The 2,469-nt window shown below is 52.3% G+C and carries 2 protein-coding genes; both read right to left on the bottom strand.

Annotated features, from left to right (window positions below; genetic code table 11):
* Positions 1-1,920, bottom strand: a 1,920-nt coding sequence (locus ACBR42_RS16735) for a beta strand repeat-containing protein (protein ID WP_371208786.1), incomplete at its 3' end; no start/stop codon positions are given.
* A gap of 184 nt (positions 1,921-2,104) precedes the next feature.
* The coding region (locus ACBR42_RS16740; protein ID WP_371208787.1) for a transposase at positions 2,105-2,469 on the bottom strand (365 nt) is incomplete at its 5' end.

Here is a 2,469-nt window from a genome sequence, read left to right on the forward strand (position 1 = left end):
GCCCGGAAGATCCAGACCCGCACCCGAGGCCACAGACGTGTCACCTGTGTAGGTGTTCGTGCCCGTCAGCGTCTCGGTGCCACCGGAAACCGTCAGCCCGCCCTGGCCCGAAGCCACACCGGAATACACGTTGCCGAACGTGGTGTTGGCGTTGGTCAGGGTCAGCGTGTTGCTGCCCAGTGCAATCGTTCCGTTGCCATCCAGGGCCTGGATCGACGTACCGCTACCCGTCACACCGGAAACATCGAACGCCGCATCATCATGCACGCCACTCGAGTCCGCAATCGAACCCGTGCCAGACAGGGCCAGCGTGCCACCACTGACCGTTGTCACACCTGTGTAGGTGTTCGTGCCCGCCAGGATGGTTGTCCCTGTGCCCTTCTGGACAAGGGCTCCCGTACCATCAATGGCCTGGGACAGCGTCAGCGTGTTGCTGCGATCAACAGCCAGCGTGCCATTATCATGGATCGCCGCGCTGCCAGAGACATCACCCGTGGTGCCGCCATCACCAAGCTGCAATGTTCCACTACTGATCGTCGTCGTGCCCGTATAGCTGTTGGAACCCGCCAGGATGGTTGTCCCTGTGCCCTTCTGGACAAGGGCTCCCGTACCATCAATGGCCTGGGACAGCGTCAGCGTGTTGCTGCGATCAACAGCCAGTGTGCCATTATCATGGATCGCCGCGCTGCCAGAGACATCACCCGTGGTGCCGCCATCACCAAGCTGCAATGTTCCACCACTGATCGCCGTCGTGCCCGTATAGCTGTTGGAACCCGCCAGGGTTAAAATTCCGTCTCCAGACCCGGATGTATCGGATACTGTCAGACTACCACTTCCGGACAAAACACCAGAGAGTGTCGTATTTAGACCATTCGTATCAACTGTAGAATCGGTACCATCCACCAACGTTGCGTTGACAGACGAGGTTAAATCAGAGCCCGTATCCTGCAGTATACCACCAGAAAGATTAAACTGATAAGATCCGTTATTCCCTTCGTCGGCAACAATGCCATCTGTGCCACCAACTTCCAGCGTCCCACCCTGACCAACCGTCAATGTACCCGTCTGACTATTAGACGCTCCATCCCCAAACGAAATACTACCGGAACTGATGACACCTCCATCACTCACGGAGACCGTTCCGCTGCCATCAAGATTGACATAAAGCTCTTGAGAAGCTGTCAGCGTGCTGTCATTTCCCGTAACCGAGATCTGACCTGTGCTGCCGTTGGAATTACCGAGCCCCACCACAGCGGCTGTGGCAGAAGATGCTCCTTCAATGGTAACTATTCCCCTACCTCCTTCCCCGACAAGAAGCAGCTTAGAATTGATCGTCGAATGTCTATCTACTGTGATCGTTCCTGTACTACCAGCAGCCCAACCAGCCTGAATATACGTATTTTTAGCAGTAATGGCGCTTCCACTTTCAACATTCAGACTTGCCGACGAGCCGGAATTTATACCAACTAGAATCTGACCGTGGTTTTTATCTGTTGGCGTGCTCGTCATGGAGACGGTTCCATCAGAAAGTGTAACTGACCCGTCATCATGAATGGCGGCCGTCCCGGACAGACTTCCTCCATCCGAAACATTCAATCCAGCCCCTGAACTAACAGTGGTCAGACCCGTATAGGTATTGGCTCCTGTAAGCGCTAGTATCCCACCGTTGATCGTTGTCGAACCTGTGTAGGTGTTATTTCCTGTAAGAGTCTGTGTAGCACTACCATTTTTCACAACAGACACAGAAGAACCGTTATCAGTAATAATTTCTGAAGATGTATTATCTTCTGTTGGATTAAATATTTTTACATTATCTGGCGCGGAGCTGGCGTAAGAATTATTAAAAGCACAAAGACAAACACCGCACAATAAAGATGTTGCTAAGCGTTTACTTTTTTCCTGTATGAAAAACTTTTTCATTACAATGCCTACCACACAAGTAAGGACTCGTCTTCTCGGGTAATTTTTTAGTTTGAAACCATTATGCCACTACTCTAACGGCGCTGACGTTCAAGAGTTTCAGCCGTGGAGCAAGAGTAGATATAGGAGCGAGCTTAGCTGCTGAGGACACCCTCGATCTTTAAGAGCCCGATCCGAAAGTTCTTCAACCCTGACAATGCCTTGCTGTCCGTCGTGTGAGCATGCGGATTGAAGCGATCAGTGTCCACGCGGTTGATGAGGCGATGGATTTTTCCCAATCTTTGGCTAGCCGCCTGCATCGTCCCAGCCAGGCGAATGTCCGTTCAACCACCCAGCGGCGCGGCAGGATTTCAAAGCCCTTTGCCGTATCGGATCGCCTGATGATTTCGATGGTCCATTTTCCCATGGAGGCGAGTGCAGATTGTTGATTTTCACTGAGAACTGACCCGGGTAGGGCGGAAATTTTCATCGAGATTTGACCCATGCCTCCACACTCCCCGGCATCATCTGCTGGGGGTTTTTGGAGTGATTGACATGGAGCTTCTGAGT

The organism is Komagataeibacter sp. SM21 (assembly GCF_041402665.1).
Classification (GTDB): Bacteria; Pseudomonadota; Alphaproteobacteria; order Acetobacterales; family Acetobacteraceae; genus Komagataeibacter; species Komagataeibacter saccharivorans.